This window comes from Chromobacterium sphagni (genome assembly GCF_001855575.1).
Lineage (GTDB): Bacteria > Pseudomonadota > Gammaproteobacteria > Burkholderiales > Chromobacteriaceae > Chromobacterium > Chromobacterium sphagni.
Window position 1 is genome coordinate 1,327,248 of record NZ_MKCS01000001.1, and the last position, 15,531, is coordinate 1,342,778.

At 62.2% G+C, this 15,531-nt stretch carries 17 protein-coding genes; 4 read left to right on the forward strand and 13 right to left on the reverse strand.

Features of this window, described 5'->3' with window-relative positions; genetic code table 11:
- Positions 1–44: 44 nt before the first annotated feature.
- The 3 genes from guaA to smpB all read right to left on the reverse strand — a co-directional run bounded on the left by guaA (position 45) and on the right by smpB (position 2,541).
- The gene (gene guaA / locus BI347_RS06370; protein WP_095210763.1) at positions 45–1,628 is read right to left on the reverse strand and encodes a glutamine-hydrolyzing GMP synthase; all 1,584 of its coding nucleotides are present in this window, start codon (positions 1,626–1,628) and stop codon (positions 45–47) included.
- A 110-nt stretch (positions 1,629–1,738) separates the two neighbouring features.
- A complete protein-coding gene (locus tag BI347_RS06375) occupies positions 1,739–2,089 on the reverse strand; it encodes a hypothetical protein (RefSeq protein ID WP_071110993.1) in 351 nt (116 codons plus the stop codon).
- The gene (gene smpB / locus BI347_RS06380) at positions 2,086–2,541 is read right to left on the reverse strand and encodes an SsrA-binding protein SmpB (RefSeq protein WP_071110992.1); all 456 of its coding nucleotides are present in this window, start codon (positions 2,539–2,541) and stop codon (positions 2,086–2,088) included. The genes BI347_RS06375 and smpB overlap by 4 nt, the downstream gene beginning before the upstream one ends.
- Before the next feature lie 212 nt (positions 2,542–2,753).
- On the opposite strand from smpB, the gene BI347_RS06385 reads away from it, so the two are divergent.
- Positions 2,754–3,191, forward strand: a complete 438-nt coding sequence (locus tag BI347_RS06385) for a type II toxin-antitoxin system RatA family toxin (RefSeq protein WP_071110991.1) — start codon at positions 2,754–2,756, stop codon at positions 3,189–3,191.
- Positions 3,178–3,495 carry an RnfH family protein gene (locus tag BI347_RS06390; RefSeq protein ID WP_071110990.1) on the forward strand — a complete coding sequence of 106 codons (318 nt, stop codon included), beginning with the start codon at positions 3,178–3,180 and terminating at the stop codon, positions 3,493–3,495. The genes BI347_RS06385 and BI347_RS06390 overlap by 14 nt, the downstream gene beginning before the upstream one ends.
- A gap of 46 nt (positions 3,496–3,541) precedes the next feature.
- Here BI347_RS06390 and BI347_RS06395 read toward each other — a convergent pair whose 3' ends face one another.
- The 5 genes from BI347_RS06395 to BI347_RS06415 form a co-directional block, all read right to left on the reverse strand.
- Positions 3,542–5,311 (reverse strand): GGDEF domain-containing protein, encoded by a 1,770-nt coding sequence (locus BI347_RS06395; protein WP_071110989.1) that lies wholly within the window; start codon positions 5,309–5,311, stop codon positions 3,542–3,544.
- 42 nt (positions 5,312–5,353) lie between these two features.
- The gene (gene ftsB, locus BI347_RS06400) at positions 5,354–5,677 is read right to left on the reverse strand and encodes a cell division protein FtsB (RefSeq protein WP_071110988.1); all 324 of its coding nucleotides are present in this window, start codon (positions 5,675–5,677) and stop codon (positions 5,354–5,356) included.
- Between the two features lie 4 nt (positions 5,678–5,681).
- Positions 5,682–6,965, reverse strand: coding sequence for a phosphopyruvate hydratase (eno, locus tag BI347_RS06405; protein ID WP_071115531.1), 1,284 nt, complete (start codon positions 6,963–6,965; stop codon positions 5,682–5,684).
- A gap of 80 nt (positions 6,966–7,045) precedes the next feature.
- Positions 7,046–7,891: a 3-deoxy-8-phosphooctulonate synthase gene (gene kdsA, locus BI347_RS06410; RefSeq protein WP_071115532.1), complete on the reverse strand. Its 846-nt coding sequence runs from the start codon at positions 7,889–7,891 to the stop codon at positions 7,046–7,048.
- A gap of 5 nt (positions 7,892–7,896) precedes the next feature.
- Positions 7,897–9,537 carry a CTP synthase gene (locus BI347_RS06415; RefSeq protein ID WP_071110985.1) on the reverse strand — a complete coding sequence of 547 codons (1,641 nt, stop codon included), beginning with the start codon at positions 9,535–9,537 and terminating at the stop codon, positions 7,897–7,899.
- A gap of 268 nt (positions 9,538–9,805) precedes the next feature.
- Here BI347_RS06415 and rpmB point away from each other — a divergent pair, with 268 nt between their 5' ends.
- Entirely contained in the window at positions 9,806–10,039 is a 234-nt protein-coding gene (gene rpmB, locus BI347_RS06420; protein WP_011137003.1) for a 50S ribosomal protein L28, read from the forward strand.
- 34 nt (positions 10,040–10,073) lie between these two features.
- Positions 10,074–10,229 carry a 50S ribosomal protein L33 gene (gene rpmG, locus BI347_RS06425; protein WP_017506994.1) on the forward strand — a complete coding sequence of 52 codons (156 nt, stop codon included), beginning with the start codon at positions 10,074–10,076 and terminating at the stop codon, positions 10,227–10,229.
- Between the two features lie 137 nt (positions 10,230–10,366).
- Here the strand turns inward: rpmG and BI347_RS06430 are convergent, their stop codons facing one another.
- Genes BI347_RS06430 through BI347_RS06450 form a run of 5 tightly spaced genes read right to left on the reverse strand, consistent with a single transcriptional unit; the run spans position 10,367 to position 15,506 of the window.
- Positions 10,367–11,242, reverse strand: coding sequence for a uracil-DNA glycosylase (locus BI347_RS06430; protein WP_071115533.1), 876 nt, complete (start codon positions 11,240–11,242; stop codon positions 10,367–10,369).
- On the reverse strand, positions 11,239–11,682 hold the full coding sequence (gene rimI / locus BI347_RS06435) for a ribosomal protein S18-alanine N-acetyltransferase (RefSeq protein WP_071115534.1): 444 nt from the start codon (positions 11,680–11,682) through the stop codon (positions 11,239–11,241). The genes BI347_RS06430 and rimI overlap by 4 nt, the downstream gene beginning before the upstream one ends.
- Positions 11,679–12,350, reverse strand: a complete 672-nt coding sequence (gene tsaB, locus BI347_RS06440) for a tRNA (adenosine(37)-N6)-threonylcarbamoyltransferase complex dimerization subunit type 1 TsaB (protein ID WP_071110982.1) — start codon at positions 12,348–12,350, stop codon at positions 11,679–11,681. The genes rimI and tsaB overlap by 4 nt, the downstream gene beginning before the upstream one ends.
- Before the next feature lie 31 nt (positions 12,351–12,381).
- Positions 12,382–13,605: an EAL and HDOD domain-containing protein gene (locus tag BI347_RS06445; protein WP_071115535.1), complete on the reverse strand. Its 1,224-nt coding sequence runs from the start codon at positions 13,603–13,605 to the stop codon at positions 12,382–12,384.
- Positions 13,606–13,625: 20 nt separating this feature from the next.
- Positions 13,626–15,506, reverse strand: a complete 1,881-nt coding sequence (locus BI347_RS06450) for a chemotaxis protein CheA (RefSeq protein ID WP_071115536.1) — start codon at positions 15,504–15,506, stop codon at positions 13,626–13,628.
- Positions 15,507–15,531: the final 25 nt, after the last annotated feature.

Consider the following 15,531-nt stretch of genomic DNA (forward strand, 5'->3'; position numbering starts at 1 on the left):
GTAACTACAAAACATATATAAATCAACAGCTTACGACGGCATTTCTACTCCCACTCGATGGTGGCCGGCGGCTTGCCGCTCACATCGTAGACCACGCGGTTGATGCCGCGTACTTCGTTGATGATGCGGTTGGAAGCGCGGCCCAGCAGCGCGTAGGGCAGTTCGGCCCAGTGCGCGGTCATGAAGTCGCTGGTGACCACGGCGCGCAGTGCGACGACGTAGTCGTAGGTGCGGCCGTCGCCCATCACGCCGACCGACTTCACCGGCAGGAACACCGCGAATGCCTGACTGGTCAGTTCGTACCAGTTCTTGCCGGTTTTTTCGTCCACGGTGTTGCGCAGCTCTTCGATGAAGATGGCGTCGGCCTGGCGCAGCAGGTCGGCGTATTCCTGTTTCACTTCGCCGAGGATGCGCACGCCCAGGCCCGGGCCCGGGAACGGGTGGCGATAGACCATGTCGTGCGGCAGGCCGAGCGCCACGCCCAGCTGGCGCACTTCGTCCTTGAACAGTTCGCGCAGCGGCTCCAGCAGCTTCAGGTCCATGTCTTCCGGCAGGCCGCCCACATTGTGGTGGCTCTTGATGGTGTGGGCCTTCTTGGTCTTGGCGCCGGCCGATTCGATCACGTCCGGATAGATGGTGCCCTGGGCCAGCCACTTGGCGTTGGTCAGTTTGCCGGATTCGCGCTGGAACACTTCGACGAACTCGGCGCCGATGATCTTGCGTTTCTTCTCCGGGTCGGCTTCGCCGGCCAGCTTGGCCATGAAGTCGGCTTCGGCGTTGACTTGAATCACCTTGACGCCCAGGTTCTGGGCGAACATTTCCATCACCATCTTGCCTTCGTTCAGGCGCAACAGGCCGTGGTCGACGAAGACGCAGGTCAGCTGGTTGCCGATGGCGCGGTGGATCAGCGCGGCGGCGACAGAGGAGTCCACCCCGCCGGACAGGCCGAGAATCACTTCCTCATCGCCCACCTGGTCGCGGATCTTCTTCACCGCTTCATCGATGTAGTTGGGCATGGTCCAGCTGGGCTTGCAGCCGGCCACATGCAGCACGAAGCGGTGGAGCATCTCGGTGCCGCGCTTGGTGTGCGTCACTTCCGGGTGGAACTGCACGCCGTAGAAGCCGCGGGCCTCGTCGGCCATCGCCGCGATCGGGCAGGACGGGGTTTCGGCGATGACGTGGAAGCCGGCCGGCAACTGGGTGACCTTGTCGCCGTGGCTCATCCAAACGTCCAGGAAGCCGTTGCCGGCGTCGTCGATCTGGTCCTGCAGGCCTTCCAGCAGCTTGGAATGGTGGCGCGCCTTGATCTGGGCGTAGCCGAACTCGCGCTTGTCGCCGCCTTCCACCTTGCCGCCCATGGTTTGCGCCATGAACTGCATGCCGTAGCAGATGCCCAGCACCGGGATGCCCAGCTCGAACAGCTTGGGATCGGCCTGGTAATCGGACTCGTATACCGAATTGGGACCGCCGGACAGGATGATGGCCTTGGGCGCGAAGGCCTGGATCTCTTCGATCGGCATGTCGAAAGAGTGAAGCTCACAGTAGACGTGAGCTTCGCGTACGCGGCGGGCGATCAGCTGGGTGACTTGCGAGCCGAAATCGAGAATGAGGATCTTGTCCATGCCTATCCTTGAAAGTAATGCAGGCCGTTAAGGCCATTATCGTCAATGCTTGAAAAAATATTTGTGTTTCAGACTATTGGCGGGCGATGTCTTCCATCGCCGCGCGCCGGCCTGGATCAGTCGTCCCGCGGCGGCAGCCGGCGCGGCGGTTCGCGGCGTTCCGGTATGCTGTCGCTGCGCGCCACCAGCATCAGCACGCCCATCAGCACCATGCCCAACGCCGCGAAATGGCTGGCGCGCAGGCCCAACTGGTCTATCGCGTAGATGGCGGCGCCGGTGTAGGCCAGCATTGGGCTGGTCACCAGAGTGGATTTGTTGAATCCGTCCAGCGCCAATAGCAACACGCCCGCCGCGAACAGCAGCAGGGCGAGCAGGGTGGCGGTGCTGGGCAGCAGGGCTGTGCTTTTCAGCAACCAGACGCAGCCCAGGCAGATCAGGACGATGGGGAGGGCGGCGCCGCGCTTCATGCCGCGCCCCGATGATTCTTCATCACGCGCTGCTTCTCGCGCTGCCATTCGCGGTCTTTCTCGGTGTCGCGCTTGTCATGCAGCTTCTTGCCCTTGGCCAGGCCGACGTTGGCCTTGACGTTGCCCTTGGAGTAGTGGAGGTCCAGCGCCATCATGGTGTAGCCGGCGCGTTCCACCTTGCCGATGAAGCGGTTGATTTGCTCTTGCGACAGCAGCAGTTTGCGCGGGCGCACCGGGTCGGGCTTGACATGGGTGGAGGCGGATTGCAGAGGGGTGATGTGGCAGCCGATCAGCCAGAAGGCGCCGTTCTTCCAGTCGACGTAGCTTTCCTTCAGCTGGACGCGGCCGGCGCGGATGGCCTTGACCTCCCACCCTTCCAGCACGAGCCCGGCCTCGAGTTCTTCCTCGATGAAGTAGTCGTGGAAAGCCTTGCGGTTCTGGATGATGCTCATGTGATGGTGAGTTCCTTAGAATCCGGCATTGTACCAGAAGCCGCCGGCCAACCAAAGTCACGCAAATTCAGTGGCTTGATGTGGAGATATTTTCGCCGCTGACGGTCTGAGGGGGGGCGGCTGGCGGCGGCAGGACAGCAACGGGTGGTTTTTGCTAAAATCACCGCTTGATTGTTCAGCTTCGAGACCCCGGCGGCGCCGGGTTTTTGCCGATGCAGCTTGTCGAAAAGAGCGTCCTGGTGGCGCATACCCCGGCGCAGATGTACGCGCTGGTGGACGATGTGGATCATTACAGCCGCTTTCTGCCATGGTGCGGCAAGGCGGAGGTATTGTCGCGCGATGAAGAGCAGGTGGTGGCCAGCCTGCATATCGATTATTTGAAAGTGCGCCAGCATTTCACCACCCGCAACCGCAATGTCAAGGACGAGTCCATCATGATGGAGCTGGTGGAGGGGCCGTTTGAATTGTTGGAGGGGCGCTGGCATTTCAAGCCGCTGGGCGACTTTGGCTGCCGGATAGAGTTCAGCCTGCGCTACCAGTTTTCCAGCCGCATCCTGGAAAAGTTGATCGGCCCGGTGTTCGGCCACATTTCCGGCTCGCTGGTGGACGCTTTCATCAAGGAGGCGGACAGGAAATATGGCAGCGACTGAAATGCTGGATGTCGAAGTGGCTTACGCGCGGCCGGACCGGCAATGGCTGATCGCCGTCAGCCTGCCGGCGGGCGCGACGGTGGCGCAGGCGGTGGCGCGATCGGGCATTCTGGCGCAATGCCCGGAACTCGACGCGGAGGCGTTGAGGCTGGGGATTTTCGGCAAGGCGGTCAAGCCGGAGGCCGAATTGAGGCAGCATGATCGGGTGGAAATCTACCGCCCGCTGCTGGCCGATCCGAAGGAAGTGCGAAGGCGGCGTGCCGAAGCCGGCATGCGCATGAAAAAAGGCGGCGGAGCCGCCTGAAACCAAAAGATGGCCGGAGGCCATCCCTCACAACCGGTCCATCCATTCAGTCCTGGCTCAGGGCTTCCTCGGCCGAACAGACCCGGTTCTTGCCGTTGATCTTGGCCTGGTACATCGCATGGTCGGCGCGCTCCAGCACGTCGGCCTCCTGCTCGCCCAGATGCCAGCGGGCGACACCGGCGCTGAAGGTGATCAGCAGCTTGTCGTTGTTGGCCAGGAAGAAGGTTTTGGTCAATTCGCGCTGCAGCCTCTGCACTGTCAGGATCGCTTCGTTCTCGGGCGTATCCGGCATCAGGATCACGAACTCCTCGCCGCCGAAGCGGGCGACGATGTCGGCCGGGCGCAGGCTGTGCTTGATCACGTCCACCAGATATTTGAGCGCGTCGTCGCCGGCCAGATGGCCGTAGCGGTCGTTCAGCTGCTTGAAATTGTCCACGTCTATCAGCGCCACCGACAACGGCGCGGCGGTGCGTTCGGCGCGGCCGATCTCGCGTTGGAAGTATTCTGCCAGGCCGCGGCGGTTGTAGGCGCCGGTCAACTGGTCTTCCTTGACCTTGGCGCTGGCGGTTTCCAGCGCGGTTTCCAGTTCCTGGATGCGGTATTCGGCCGCTTCCACCTGCTCCTTGGCGGAAATCAGCTCGTCGCGCGAGCGGGTGAGGTCCAGCTGCATCACCGATGTGTCTTCCATCAGCGCGCTGATGATGCCGCCCAGATCGTCGACATTCTGCGTCTGCTTCAGCTTCTCGCTGTGGCTCTGGATCTTGGCGTGGAAATCGTCGGTGCTGTCGGTCATCAGGGCCAGCCGGGTGACGAAGCGGTCAAGCAGCGCGCGCAAGGAGCTGGCGGCCTCGTCCAGCGAGCTTTTCAGCATGCCCTGCTTGCGTATCACTTCCTTCAGGCTGGTTTCCAGCTGGTAGATCTGCTGCATGGACAACGGCTCGTGGGTGAGCATTTCCTGCAGCGAGCTCACCTGGCCCAGCAGATATTCGTCCGAGCGGTTCAGTTCCGCCACATTGTCCAGCATCAGGCGCAGCAGGCTGGTGAGTCCCGAGGTGAGGCGGCCCTCCTGCTGCGATTGCAGCTCCAGCTTGATCATGAAGGCCCTGAGCTTGGGCATGAAGGCGTTCAGGCTGGCGTCGTCGGCGATCGCGTCCAGCTCTTTGAGCAGGCTGCCCAGGCTATCCACCAGGTCGGGATAGCTGGCCAGGCGCGGCTCCAGGCCGTGCTTGAGCGCGAAGGCCAGCGTGCGCTGCCAGGACAGCCAGCTGCTGGAAGCGGCGGGCTCTTCGCCTGCGTCGGCATCCTCCGGCGTCGGCACGGTTTCCCTGGCCGAGGGGGAGGCGTTCCAGTTCTGCAGCAGCGCCGCCAGTTTCTGATTGAGTTCTTCCGGCTGATTGCCGTAATTGATCAGAACGCGCTCGAGCGCGCTTTGCTTATGATGCTGAGGCAGGTCGGGCTGGCGCGTGTCCCAGCTGCGCATCAGGCTTTGGATCAGCAGGCCCCAGCTCTGCGACAACTGCTGGGTGGCAAAAGTGCTGCGCAGGAAGTCGATGACCAGTTGCGGCGCCTGCTCCCAGCGGTTTTCCTCAAACGCCTGCCGCAGGCGCGACAGGGTCACCTTGGCCTGGACGTTGTCCTGGGGCAAGGTTTCCAATGCCCGCAACAACAGAACGGCCAGTTTGTTGTCGCGCACCATCGGGGTTTGCGTCAACTCGTGGTAAACCCGCTCGAAGTTCTCCGGCGTCGGCAGCAGCTTCCGCAATGACAACTGCTTCAGGGTTTCGCGTGCAACTTCGATAGGGTTTTGTGTCGTCATTGCCCAAACCTTGGTGCTTTTAAGGCCTGCCATCATGAGTTGTCAGTGGGAGTGAGTGTCCGTTGTCGGGTGGCCCGCCAGCGGGGTATTTTTGCTTGCATCCAGTAACTGGAAAAATACCTCGCCATTGCGAATCATGCCAAGTTCGTTACGAGCTCTTTCCTCTATCGCGTCGCTGCCTTGCTTTAGGTCGCGGACTTCGGCGTCCAGGGCGGCGTTGCGGGCAACCAGCTTTTGGGTGGTCGCCCGCTGTTCCTGCAGCTGCTTGTCCAGCTGCCAGACCCTGAGCCAACTGCCTTTGCCGAACCACAGCGGCCATTGCAAGGCAAGGATCACGGTTACCAGGGTCACGGTCAGCCAGCGCATGCAATCACTTCAGATGGTAAAACGCTGCGCGGCCCGGGTAGTAGGCGGCGTCGCCCAGCTCTTCCTCGATGCGCAGCAGTTGGTTGTACTTGGCCATGCGGTCGGAACGCGACAGGGAGCCGGTCTTGATCTGCATGCAGTTGGTGGCGACTGCCAGATCGGCGATGGTACTGTCCTCGGTCTCGCCCGAGCGATGACTCATAACGCAGGTATAGCGGGAACGCTTGGCCAGATCAACTGCTTTCAGGGTTTCCGACAGCGTGCCGATCTGGTTGACCTTCACCAGCAGCGAATTGGCCACGCCCTTGGCGATGCCGTCGGCCAGAATCTTGGGATTGGTGACGAATACGTCGTCGCCAACGATTTGCACTTTTTGGCCCAAGCGCTCGGTCAGCAGGTTCCAGCCGGCCCAGTCCTGCTCGGCCATGCCGTCCTCGATCGAGATGATCGGGTACTTGTCGGCCAGGTTTTCCAGGTAGTCGGCGAACTCTTCCGAGCTCAGCGACAATTTTTCTGCGGTCAGGTGGTACTTGCCGTCGCGGAAGAATTCGGAGGCGGCGCAGTCCAGAGCGATCAGCACGTCCTGGCCGGCCACATAGCCGGCGGCGTCTACCGCCTCAAGGATCAGCTTGATCGCGTCTTCATGGCTTTCCAGGTTGGGCGCGAAGCCGCCTTCGTCGCCGACGGTGGTGGCATAGCCCTTCTTGTCGCAGATCTTTTTCAGGCTGTGGAAGATCTCGGCGCCGCAGCGCAGCGCTTCGCGGAAGGTTTGCGCGCCAACCGGGATGATCATGAATTCCTGGATGTCCAGGGTGTTGTTCGCGTGTTCGCCGCCGTTGATGACGTTCATCATCGGCACCGGCAGCGCCATCGGGCCGGCGCCGCCCAGGTAGCGGTACAGCGGCAGGCCGGCGTCTTCGGCGGCGGCGCGGGCCACGGCCATCGAGACCGCCAGCATGGCGTTGGCGCCGAGGCGGGACTTGGTCTCGGTGCCATCGAGTTCGATCAGGGTCTTGTCGATGAAGGTCTGGTCGGAAGCATCCAGGCCGAGGATGGCTTCGCAGATTTCGGTGTTGATATTGTCGACGGCCTTGAGCACGCCCTTGCCCAGATAGCGGCTCTTGTCGCCATCGCGCAATTCCAGGGCTTCGCGCGTGCCGGTGGAGGCGCCGGACGGCACCGCGGCGCGGCCCATTACGCCGGATTCCAGCAACACGTCGGCTTCCACCGTCGGATTGCCGCGCGAATCCAGAATCTCACGAGCTACCACGTCAACGATCGAACTCATTGTCTTTCCCTTCATAGCTTTCGGTTGAACTTGCAGAGGCGGTCCGCCGGGCGTGCCCGGCGGACTCTACCGGCTGTGTATTACAGCGAGTGCTCAGGCCAGGGAGTTTGCTTGACCAGCTTGTCCAGCGTCTTGAGCGTGGTCAGCAATTCCTTGATGCGCGACAGCGGCCAGGCGTTCGGGCCGTCCGACATCGCGCAGGCGGGATCCGGATGGGTTTCCATGAAGATGCCGGCGATGCCGGCTGCGACGGCCGCGCGCGCCAGCACCGGTACGAAGTGGCGCTGGCTGGCGAGGCTTGCGCTGCCGGGCAGTTGGACCGAATGGGTGGCGTCGTACACCACCGGGCAGCCGGTCTCGCGCATCATGCTCAGCGAGCGCATGTCCGACACCATATTGTTGTAGCCGAATGAGGCGCCGCGCTCGCAAACCATGAAGCTGTCCTCTTCCAGGCCGGCTTCGCGCGCGGCCTCGCGGGCTTTGAGGATGACCTGGGTCATGTCGTTCGGGGCCAGGAACTGGCCCTTCTTGATATTGACCGGCTTGCCGCATTGGGCGACTGCGCGGATGAAGTCGGCCTGGCTGCTGAGGAAGGCCGGCGTCTGCAGCACGTCGGCTACGCTGGCGACCTGCACCACTTCGTTCTCGGTGTGGACGTCGGTCAGCACCGGCACCTCGATCTGGCGCTTGACCTCGGACAGGATGCGCAGGCCCTCGTCGATGCCGAAGCCGCGGAACGAGTCGCCGTAGGTGTAGCTGGCCTTGTCGTAGCTCGACTTGTAGATGAAGTGGATGCCCAGCGCCTGGGCGATCTCCTTCAGCTGGCCGGCGGTATCCAGCGCCATCTGTTCGCTCTCTATCACGCTGGGACCGGCGATCAGGAACAGCGGCTGGTCCAGGCCGACTTCAAATCCGCACAATTTCATCTACTTCAGTTTCCTTGCTTGTCGGCCTGGTACGCCAGAGCGGCCTTCACGTAGGCGATGAACAGCGGGTGGCCGTCGCGCGGGGTGGAGGTGAACTCGGGGTGGAACTGGCAGGCAAAGAACCAGCGGTGGTTGGCCAGTTCGACCGTTTCCACCAGCTTTTCATGGCCGGACGAGCGGCCGCTGATGGTCAGGCCGGCCTGCTCCAGCCGCTGGATGTAGTAGTTGTTCACTTCATAGCGGTGGCGGTGGCGTTCGACGATCTCGGTGTTGCCGTAGACGCGCGCCGCCAGCGAGCCGGCTGCCAGATCGCACTGCTGGCCACCCAGGCGCATGGTGCCGCCCAGATTGGAGTTTTCGTCGCGCTTTTCCACCTTGCCGTCGTGATTGACCCACTCGTCGATCAGCGCCACCACCGGGTAGTTGGTGTCGAGGTCGAACTCGGTCGAGTTGGCGCCGGCGAGGCCGGCCACGTCTCGCGCGTATTCGATCAGCGCGATCTGCATGCCCAGGCAGATGCCCAGGTAGGGGATGTTGTTTTCTCGGGCGAACTTGACCGCCTTGATCTTGCCTTCCACGCCGCGCTTGCCGAAGCCGCCCGGCACCAGGATCGCGTCCATGTCCTTCAGCGATTCCGCGCCGTCGCGCTCGATCTCTTCCGAGTCGACATAGACGATGTTGACGCTGGTACGGGTGTGGATGCCGGCGTGCTTCAGCGCCTCGGTCAGCGACTTGTACGACTCGGTCAGGTCAACGTATTTGCCGACCATCGCGATATTGATGGCGTGGTCCGGATGCTGGATGGCGTCGATGATGCCGTCCCACACGGCGAGATCGGCCTTCGGCAGGTCCAGTTGCAGCTGTTCGGCGATGATGTCGTCGATGCCTTGAGCGTGCAGCATGCTCGGCACCTTGTAGATGGAGTCGGAGTCGTAACAGCCGATCACCGCGTTCTCTTCCACGTTGCAGAACAGGGCGATCTTGCGCTTTTCGTCTTCCGGCAGCTCGCGGTCCATCCGGCACAGCAGGATGTCCGGCTGGATGCCGATCTCGCGCAGCTCCTTCACCGAGTGCTGGGTCGGCTTGGTCTTGATCTCGCCGGCGGTGGCGATGTACGGCACGTAGGACAGGTGCACGTACAGGGTGTTCTTGCGGCCGTGATTGGAGCGCATCTGGCGGATGGCTTCCAGGAAGGGCAGCGATTCGATGTCGCCGACGGTGCCGCCGATCTCGACGATGGCGATGTCGGCGTCGGCTGCGCCTTCCTTCATCTTCAGCTTGATTTCGTCGGTGATGTGCGGGATCACCTGCACGGTGCCGCCCAGATAGTCGCCGCGGCGTTCCTTGGTGATGACCGATTCGTACACCTGGCCGGTGGTGAAATTGTTGCTCTTCTTCATCTTGGCCTGGATGAAGCGCTCGTAGTGGCCGAGATCGAGGTCGGTTTCCGCGCCGTCTTCGGTCACGAAGACCTCGCCGTGCTGGAAGGGGCTCATGGTGCCCGGGTCGACGTTGATGTACGGGTCGAGCTTCAGCATGGTGACTTTCAGCCCGCGAGACTCGAGGATGGCGGCGATGGACGCAGCGGCAATGCCCTTACCCAGGGAGGACACCACACCGCCGGTAACGAAGATGTACTTGGTCATGAGATTACGGCTCTATGGGAATCCGGGATTTTACCCTGAAATGGTCGTAAGTTAAATCACCTGACAGCATCTTGTTGCAGGAAAGAATGCAACACCGGATGCCGCCCTTAACGATAGTACTCGCGTCGCTGTGGCGAATCCGTTACAATCCTGCCGAATGTTTGATACGAGAATCGCACCCGGCAGCACCAAGGGTGCGTTTTATGCTTGAATGTCTGGCTTTATTTATGTTATAAATCCAGCTTTTACCGGTTTTGGGAGTTTAACCATGGCGCGTGTTTGCAAAGTCACCGGCAAGCGTCCGATGACCGGGAACAACGTTTCCCACGCCAACAACAAGACTAAACGTCGTTTCCTGCCGAACCTGCAATATCGCAAGTTCTGGGTAGAAAGCGAAAACCGCTGGGTACGTCTGCGCGTATCCAACGCTGCACTGCGTACCATCGATAAAGTTGGCATCGATGTAGTGCTGGCTGATCTGCGCGCTCGCGGCGAGATCTGAGCGGTCAACCAGATAAAGCACTGAGGTAGACATCATGCGCGATAAAATCAAGCTGGAATCCACTGCTGGTACCGGCCACTTCTACACCACCACCAAGAACAAGCGCACCATGCCGGAAAAGATGGAGATCAAGAAATTTGATCCCGTTGCCCGCAAGCACGTTCTGTACAAAGAAACCAAGCTGAAGTAAGCCTTGTTTCCGGTTGGTTGAAGAGCCCTTCTCTGGTGCACGGAGAAGGGTTTTTTATTGCCTGCGGCGCGCCGCAGGGCAGCGCATATGAAAAAGCCAGTCCGCGGACTGGCTTTTTGCGTTTGCGCGCGGCGCGGTCAGTTGCCGCCGGCCTGTTCGAACACCCGTTTGGCGAGCAGCAGGTCCTGCCAGGCCTTGGCCTTGTCCGGCTGATTGCGCAGTAGGTAGGCGGGGTGATAGCTGACCACCATCGGCACGTCTTGGTAACGATGTACCTGGCCGCGCAGCCGGCCGATAGACTCTTCAGTTTGCAGCAGGGTCTGGGCGGCGAAACGGCCCAGCGCCAGGATTAGCGTCGGCTGGATGTGATGGATCTGCTGCTGCAAGTAGCCGTGGCAGGCGGCGATCTCATCCGGGGCGGGGTTGCGGTTGCCTGGCGGGCGGCACTTGAGCACATTGGCGATATAGACGTCCTGCTCGCGGTCGAGGCCGGTGGCGGCCAGCATATTGTCCAGCAACTGGCCGGCCTTGCCGACGAAGGGAAGGCCTTGCCTGTCCTCCTGCTCGCCGGGGGCTTCGCCTATCAACAGCCAGCGCGCCTTGGGATTGCCGCGGCCAAATACGGTCTGCGTGCGGGTTTCGCACAGTCGGCAGCGCTGGCAATCGGCAACCTGGCGTTCCAGTTGCGGCCAGTCCAGCGTTTGTTCGGGCCGGGCTTGGACAATGGCGGTGGCAACGCTGGCGGCAAGCGGAGACGGCTCAGGAGATGGCGGCATGACCGGGAGCGGCGCTGGCGCGGCATCCGCCGTCGCCAGCTGGATCGCGATAGGCTCGGCATCCATGGCGTCTTGCATGGCTTGCGGGGATGCAGGCGTGATGCCGGCATCGGTTGCAGCGTCTGCGGCGATTTTGGCTTGCAGCAGGATGGCCGGGTGTTGTTCGAACCAGCTGTCGCGCGGCTGCCAGGCGGGGCCCAGTCCCATGGTTTGCTGCAGCAGGCTATTGCGGCTCACAGTGTGGCCTCCATCAAAATGGCGTGTTCGCGGCCGTTGCCGGCCGGATAATAGTTCTTGCGCAGTCCGCAGGGTTGAAAGCCGCAATATTGGTAAAGGCGCCGCGCCGCCGCGTTGCTCTCTCTGACTTCCAGGAATAGGCGCTTGACGCCGCTGGCGGCCAGCGCCTGCATGCTGGCTTGCAGCAACCGCCGGCCCAGGCCTTGCCCTTGATGACCGCTGGCGATGACGATATTCAGGATTTCCGCCTCGTCCAGTACGCGCATGATCAGCATGAAGCCCAGCAGGGCGTCTTCGCCATCGAACAGGCCGTGACAGGCGTAGCCGGCGGCGATGGCGTCGCGGTACTGGCCGCAGCTCCAGGCATGCTGCGCCGCTTGCTGTTCGATATCGGCCAGCAGTTGGGGATTGTCCGGAGCGAACGGGCGGACCGAACTCATCGATTGCGGACCTGCTGCTGCTCGATCGAGGTGAGCGCTACTTTGTTGCGCACATAAAGTAGTTCCGCCTCGCGCGGATGGCCGGCCGGGTAGCGGCCGCTTCTGGCTAACTGGATATAGGCCTCGGCGTGGGGGCGCGGGTGGGGAGACAGGGGCAGCTGCGCGCGGCTGTCGGCCAGCAGTTGCGGATAGCTGTCGAAACCGTCACCAGCCAGCAAGGTGGAGCCGGCGGGCAGGCTGACTTCCTCCGGCGAGACCACGCTGATCGGGGATAGCCGCTGCCAGTCCGCGCCGGTCTGGTACAGCGCGGTGTATACCTGTTGCATGCGGGCGTCGAAGCAGACCAGCACCTGGCCTTCCCCTGCCTGCCAGGCGAGATTGTCCAGCGTCGGGATGCCGGTTACCGCCAGGTCGGCGGAGTAGGCCAAGCCCTGAGCCAGGCCGCAGGCGATGCGCAGGCCGGTGAAGGAACCCGGCCCCTGGCCGAAGACGATGCCGTCCAGCGCCGACAGGGAGACGCCGGCTTCGGCGAGCAGGCGCGACACCTCCGGCAGCGTGCGCTCGGCGTGCTTCTGGGCAACGCATTGGTGGAAGACCAGCGTTTCCGTTTCCAGGCTCAGCGCCAGGGAAAGATAGGTGGTGGAGGTGTCTAGGGCTAACAGTTTCATTGGGCTTGAGGCAACCTTGCAAGGTTGTGGATTATAAGCCCAGTTCCTCCACCCAGGCGAGCGCGGAGATATGGGCCTGGTTCAGTTGCTCGCTTGAGAGTCCCAATTGATCGCATAGTTGCGGTACGCCATCCAGACTGCCGTCTTCGCAGGCCCTGGTCAGCCGCAGGTAGTGGCTCATGGCGCCGCGTTCGTGCAGCAGCGCGTCGGTGATGGGGGCGGGAAGCTGCAGATGCTCGATGATCTTGTCCATCGGCATGTCGAACAGCACGTCCAGCAGGCTGAACAGGCCGACGATGAACAGGTTGTCGTTGACGTCATGGCGTTCGCCCAGCGTGATGCCCAGCAGCTCCATGAAGCGGCCGCGGGTGACGGCGGTTTTCTGCAGCGCCGGCGGCGCATGGTTGTCGTCTGAGGCGGTGACCAGCAGCAGCGTCAGCCAGCGGTATAGCTTCTGGTAGCCCAGCACGGTGACGGCGTGGGAGAACGAGCTGATCGAGGTATTGAGCCCGGCGGCGGCGGAGTTAACATAGCGCAGCAGCTTGTAGGACAGCGCCACGTCGCGTTTGAGCACCTGCTCGATGTCGCGGATGTCGGCATCCAGCCGCAGCAGATTTAGCAGTTCCAGGGTGTTGCTGAAGGTGGGGTGGATCACCTTGGCAGTCAGGGTTTCCGGCTTGGCGAAATAATAGCCCTGGAAGCCGTCCATGCCGAGTTCCTTGCACAAATGGAACTGGGCATGGGTCTCCACGCGTTCGGCGATGCGGATCAGCGGATAGCTGCGCAGCCGCGCCGCCAGCATCTGGAAGCGGGTGGTGTCCTGATTCTGGATGTCCAGCTTGACGTAGTTGGCCAGCTCGAGAAAGGCGGCGGCGGGTGACTCGAAACTGAAGTCGTCCAGCGCGATGCCGAAGCCCATCGAACGCAGATGGCGCGTGCGCGACAGCAATTCATTGCTGGGCACGATGCGTGGCGAAATATCCAGGATGATGCGGCGCGGCGGCAGCAGCTCGAGGAATTCGCTGTTGAGCATGGCCTCGCCGATATTGATGAAGGCCAGCTTGTTGCCTATCAGCCAGCTGGTGCCCATATTGTTGAGCGTGTTCACCAGCACGTCGGTGTCGGCCTGCAGTTCGGTATGCTTGCCGACGCCCACCGCATCGCCGCTGGGACGAAAAAGCAGCTCATAACCTATGAGCTGCTGATTGCGGTTGAGGACCGGCTGCCGTCCGATGAAGGCGGTGTTTGAGGTCATTATTGCACCTTACGGTAAGGTTAGGTGGCAATCACATCGGTCGTCCGCACCGTGGTGTTGTTGCTTTCGCTGGAGGCGAGCAGGTCTTCCATGTCGAGCACCAGTACGACGGAGCCGTCGCCGGACAGCGTCGCGCCGGCCACGCCTTTGGGGCGGATGTTCTGCAGCGGCTTGATCACGACGTCGTCGCGGCCGACGAAGGAGTCGATCGCCAGGATGAAGGACTTTTCCGCGGACTGCATCAGAACGCCGAAATACGGTTTCTGCGTCGGCGCCCAGCCTAGCAGGCCGGCCAGCGTCTTCAACGGCAGGATTTCATCGCGCACCACGATGGTGGGCTTGCCTGAGACCTCCTGGATCGCGCTGCTGTCGATGGTGATGATTTCACGCACCATGGCCAGCGGAACGGCGAACGGTTGATTGCAGGCACGCACTACCAGCACCGGCAGGATGGCGAGGGTCAGCGGCAGCGAGATGCTGATGCGGGTGCCTTCGCCGGCTACCGAGTTGATGTCGATGCGGCCGTTCAGTTTCTGGATGTTGGTGCGCACCACGTCCATGCCGACGCCGCGGCCGGATACGCTGGAAATCTGATCCTTGGTGGAGAAGCCCGGCAGGAAGATCAGCTGCAGGCATTGCTTCTCGTCCAGCGAGTTGGCGGTTTCCTGGTCGATCAGGCCCTTTTCGATGGCCTTGCGGCGCAGCGCGTCGGGATTCATGCCCTTGCCGTCGTCGGTGATCTCGATCAGGATGTGGTCGCCCACCTGTTCGGCGGTCAGTTGCACCAGGGCCTGCGGCTTCTTGCCGCTGGCAATGCGGTCTTCCAGCGACTCGATGCCGTGGTCCACCGCATTGCGCACCAGGTGAACCAGCGGATCGTTCAAGTCCTCGATCATGGTCTTGTCGAGTTCGGTTTCCTCGCCGGACAGCACCAGCTCCACTTCCTTGCCCAATTGGCGGGCCAGGTCGCGGGCCAGGCGGGGGTATTTCTGGAACAGGCGGCCGATCGGCTGCATGCGGGTTTTCATCACCGCGTTCTGCAGATCGCCGACCAGCAGATCCAGCTGGCTGATGGCTTCGTCCAGCGAGCGCAGCGTGTTGGTGTCGCGGTTGCCCTGCAGGATTTCCGTGCGCAGCGTGGTGAGGCGGTTCTTGGTCAGGCCGATTTCGCCGGACAGGTTGAGCACCATGTCCAGGCGCACAGTGTCGATGCGGATGGTGTTTTCCTGCGGGCCGCTGGCTGCGGGGGCGTTGCCGCTGGGTTTGGATTGCTGCGCAGGTTTTGGCGCTGGCGGTTTTGCCGCCGCGGGTGCAGGAGGCACGGCTTCCACGCGAGCGGGCGTTGCCGGGGCAGCCGCCTGCGGCGCTGCCGGAGCGGGCGCGGCGGCCGCTGCTGCGGGGGCGACGGCTTGGTACAGCTGATTCCAGTCCGGACTGCCTGCGGCCGGAGCGGCTTGAGGCGCGGCTGGAGCAGGCGCAGCCGCCTGAGCGGCGACCTCCGCCAGCGGCTGGCCGGCCAGCGCTGCGTCCAGAGCCGACAGGATGCGCGGATCGGCGTCGCCCGGCATCAGGCCCTGGCCCAGAGTGCCGAACATGTCGCGGACGATGCCGGTGGCGTCCAGAATCACATCCATCACTTCCGAACTGATGTGCAACTCGCCGTTGCGCAGCTTGTCGAACAGGTTTTCCGTGCGGTGGCACAGATTGACCATGGGGATGACATTGAGAAAGCCTGCCCCGCCCTTGATGGTATGGAAGCCGCGGAAGATATCATTGAGCAGCGCTTTGTCTTCCGGACGCTTTTCCAGTTCGACCAGTTTATTGTCCACATCGGACAGAAGGTCGGTGGACTCCATCAGGAAGTCCTGTAGCAACTCTTCCATGCCGCCAAATTCGCTCATTTTTCCACCCCACGCGTCGTGCGTT

What these genes read in the sequence shown, in the direction of transcription:
- BI347_RS06375 (WP_071110993.1), bottom strand. Translation starts at nt 2,089, where the DNA reads ATGAAGCGCGGCGCCGCCCTCCCCATCGTCCTGATCTGCCTGGGCTGC.
- smpB (WP_071110992.1), bottom strand. Translation starts at nt 2,541, where the DNA reads ATGAGCATCATCCAGAACCGCAAGGCTTTCCACGACTACTTCATCGAG.
- BI347_RS06385 (WP_071110991.1), top strand. Translation starts at nt 2,754, where the DNA reads ATGCAGCTTGTCGAAAAGAGCGTCCTGGTGGCGCATACCCCGGCGCAG.
- BI347_RS06390 (WP_071110990.1), top strand. Translation starts at nt 3,178, where the DNA reads ATGGCAGCGACTGAAATGCTGGATGTCGAAGTGGCTTACGCGCGGCCG.
- BI347_RS06395 (WP_071110989.1), bottom strand. Translation starts at nt 5,311, where the DNA reads ATGACGACACAAAACCCTATCGAAGTTGCACGCGAAACCCTGAAGCAG.
- ftsB (WP_071110988.1), bottom strand. Translation starts at nt 5,677, where the DNA reads ATGCGCTGGCTGACCGTGACCCTGGTAACCGTGATCCTTGCCTTGCAA.
- eno (WP_071115531.1), bottom strand. Translation starts at nt 6,965, where the DNA reads ATGAGTTCGATCGTTGACGTGGTAGCTCGTGAGATTCTGGATTCGCGC.
- kdsA (WP_071115532.1), bottom strand. Translation starts at nt 7,891, where the DNA reads ATGAAATTGTGCGGATTTGAAGTCGGCCTGGACCAGCCGCTGTTCCTG.
- BI347_RS06415 (WP_071110985.1), bottom strand. Translation starts at nt 9,537, where the DNA reads ATGACCAAGTACATCTTCGTTACCGGCGGTGTGGTGTCCTCCCTGGGT.
- rpmB (WP_011137003.1), top strand. Translation starts at nt 9,806, where the DNA reads ATGGCGCGTGTTTGCAAAGTCACCGGCAAGCGTCCGATGACCGGGAAC.
- rpmG (WP_017506994.1), top strand. Translation starts at nt 10,074, where the DNA reads ATGCGCGATAAAATCAAGCTGGAATCCACTGCTGGTACCGGCCACTTC.
- rimI (WP_071115534.1), bottom strand. Translation starts at nt 11,682, where the DNA reads ATGAGTTCGGTCCGCCCGTTCGCTCCGGACAATCCCCAACTGCTGGCC.
- tsaB (WP_071110982.1), bottom strand. Translation starts at nt 12,350, where the DNA reads ATGAAACTGTTAGCCCTAGACACCTCCACCACCTATCTTTCCCTGGCG.
- BI347_RS06445 (WP_071115535.1), bottom strand. Translation starts at nt 13,605, where the DNA reads ATGACCTCAAACACCGCCTTCATCGGACGGCAGCCGGTCCTCAACCGC.
- BI347_RS06450 (WP_071115536.1), bottom strand. Translation starts at nt 15,506, where the DNA reads ATGAGCGAATTTGGCGGCATGGAAGAGTTGCTACAGGACTTCCTGATG.